Genomic DNA, 3,103 nt, shown 5'->3' on the forward strand with positions numbered 1-3,103 from the left:
CGGGGAGCTTAAGGTCCCCGGGTCGCTCGGAGGCTCCGGGAAATCCGGCCTCGGTCGCCGGTGGTGGGAGTTGGTACCGGAGGGCGCTGGTAGCCTCCGGAGCTCACCCGACATTTTCGATCTTCATACCTTCAGGGGTACGACGCCGTCGGGCACGTCGCAACCCGGCCGCGACTGATCCCTTTCCCGGGGGTTCGTGGTTGTTTGGTCATCGGTCTCGTCTTGCCCATAACCGCTTGTCGCGATACCACTACGTTGCGCGCCTGGTCGGTGGGGGGTTGTGACATGGTTGACGGTAAGTCGTCCGCGGCCGTTACTTTTTACCCGGATGAATCCGGCGCAAGAGTGCCCCTCGTTGTCTCGCGAACGAACGCGCCACCGCTGCCCGCCATCCACATCCCGCGAATCCGCCTCTGGGAGACCATCGACCGAGGTGTTCGTGGTGGAGTCACGGTGATCAATGGGCCGGCGGGGTCCGGCAAGACCGTCCTTGCCGCGTCCTGGGCTGCCGCCGCCCGCTGGCCGGGACCGATCGCATGGCTGTCGGTGGACGGCGAGGCAACCGCCGAGCTGTGGTTCCACCTGTTGTGCTCGCTGGAGCGCTGTGGTGCCATCCCGGCGGGAGCCGGCACAGCTCATTCCAGACCGGCTGTCAGCAGTCTGCTTGCCAGCGGATCGACCGGCACCGGATCGGTCGGCAGCGGATCGGTCGGCGGTGCGCTGCCGCTCATCGGCGATGGCGGGTCCGGATGGTTCTGGCGGGAGCTGGCCAACGCCCTCACCGAGTTGTCCGCACCAGTCGTACTGATCATTGACGATGTGCATCTGATCACGGATCCGGTCGTGGTCGCCGGGCTCGAGCTGCTGGCAGCTTGTACCGGGCCGACGTTGCGGCTCGTGCTCTGCTCGCGTTATCCGATCCTCGCGTTGCACCGGCTGCGCCTCGACGGCCGGTTGATCGAGATCGGCCCCGTCGACCTCGCCTTCACTGCCCAGGAGACGTCCGCGCTGTTGCAGGCCCATGGCGTCGATCTGTCCGACTCCGGTCGTGACCAGTTGCTGGAGCGGACCGAAGGCTGGGCTGCGGGCCTGCGGCTGTGGGCCGCGCGCGCGCCCCTCACCGATGGGGACCGCGCGCCTCTGGCCGGTGGGGACGCCGGGTATCCCGACCGCGCCGGCCGCGAAGTCGCCGAGTATCTCGGTGCGGAGGTCCTCGGGCGCCAGCCGTGGGCGGTCCGCCGCCTGCTGCTGCGCGCGAGCGTGCTCGACCGGCTGACCGGGCCACTGCTCGACGTCGTCGCCGCCGAACCCGGCGGGACGGCCGCGGCGCTCACCCCGGTCGCCGGATCCGCCGCGGGCGGGCGGGACACCCCGGTCATGGACGGGCGGATGCTGCTGGCGGACCTGGCCCGGACCAACTCGTTCGTGATCGGTGTCGACGGTGACGACACCTGGTACCGCTTCCACCGGCTCCTTGCCGAGACCCTGCACGCCGATCTCGTACGAGAGGCCCGGGAGGACGAACCCGAACTGCACCTGCGCGCCGCCATGTGGTTCGCCGACTACGGGGACCTGTCCGCCGCCGTGCGGCACGCCTGCCGCGCCGGAGACTGGCGTTATGCCGCCTGCCTGCTCGTCGAGAGCGGTCTCGGTGTGATCACAGGGCCGGGTGGCCCGGGCGCGGACGCCGATCAGGTGGGTGCGCTCGTGGACTCCTTCCCCGGCGGATCGGCTGGCCAGTCGGCCGAGTGTGCGCTCGTTGCGGCGGCTCGCTGCGTCCGGGCCGGTGACGCCGAGGCCGCGGCCGGCTGCCTGGAAGGCGCGCGGGCCGGGGTGGCCAACCTGCCGGCGAATCGCAGGCGTCTGGTGGCGACCGCCCTGGACTGCCTGGAGGTGCGGCGCGCCGAGCTTCAGGCGGACACCGACGGGATGCTCAACTACGCCCGCAGGCTGTTGCGTGCCGGTGAGCGTCCGCACGAGACGACCGAGTGCCGTGATCCTGGCGAGTGGAGGAGCTTGCCCGCAGTGCGGGCCGTCGCTCTTGCCGCCCGGGGGCGTGCCGAGCTGTGGCGGGGTCGTTTGGACAGCGCGTCCGAGACCCTGCGAACGGCGCTGCGCCTGGCCCGTGAGGCCGGCATGGACGACGTGGAGCTGTCCTGCCTGGGTGGCCTTGCGCTGCTCCATGCCTGGCGCGGACGGTTGCGCCATGCCCGGGCATGGGCCGGTGAAGCGGTGGACGCCGGCCGGAGCCGGTCGGTCGGCACCGGCGGTGACCGGTTCCGGCCGGGTGCGGTCACCGGGCTCGCCGACGCTCACCTTGCGATGGCCGTCGTCGCCTACCAGATCGACGAGTTTGCCACCGCCCGATGCCATGGCCAGGAGGCGGAAAGATATTGCGAGAAGTGGCCACAGCCGGTGACTGCCGAGCTTCTCGTCCTGCTCAACGCGGCCATCCTTGCACGTACGGGAGACGTTCGGGCCGCCCGGCGCCTGCTGGCCGCCCATCGTCCGGTCGGGCTGCCCGATATCTGTCTGCGCGCGCGGCTGTCGACCGAAGGCGATCTTCTTGTTGCGGCGGGTAACCCGGACGCGGCATTGACCTTGCTGCGGCATGGGACCGCCGAACACCGTCCCGACCCGGCTGAGGCGCTCACCCTGGTGCGCATCTACCTTGCCCGGGCGGACACGCCCGCAGCCACGGCGATGCTCGCTCCGCTGTTGCGGGCCGACGCCGGATTCGGAATCGGCAGCCTCACCGCCGCCTGCGTGCTGGACGCGGTGGTGGCCGACCGGATCGGGGACGTGGCGCGGGCGACCGCGTCTTTGGCCCGTGCGTTGGCGCTGGCCGAGGACGAAGGCTCACTGCGCCCGTTCGTGGACGCGGGGGACGTGATCACGAGACTGCTGCGGGCGCATCCCGGACTGCGGGCCGCCCACCCCGTGTTGGTGGACCGGTTGCTGCGCCGCGCCCGGGCGGGAGCCACCGAGTCCACGGCGGTGCCTGCGACCGGATCGTCGGGATCGCAGCCGTCTGCGCCACGGCCACCTGCGGCGCAGACGGCGGTGGCGCGCCCACGGCCACCTGCGTACCCGGTGATCGCAG

At 71.3% G+C, this 3,103-nt stretch carries 1 protein-coding gene; it reads left to right on the forward strand.

Annotation, left to right across the window (positions count from 1 at the left end; genetic code table 11):
• Window positions 1-453 precede the first annotated feature (453 nt).
• On the forward strand, window positions 454-3,103 hold a 2,650-nt coding region (locus tag DD1DGNOD_RS07110), incomplete at its 3' end, for a hypothetical protein (RefSeq protein WP_206443001.1).

Source organism: Candidatus Protofrankia californiensis, assembly GCF_900634765.1.
Lineage (GTDB): Bacteria > Actinomycetota > Actinomycetes > Frankiales > Frankiaceae > Protofrankia > Protofrankia californiensis.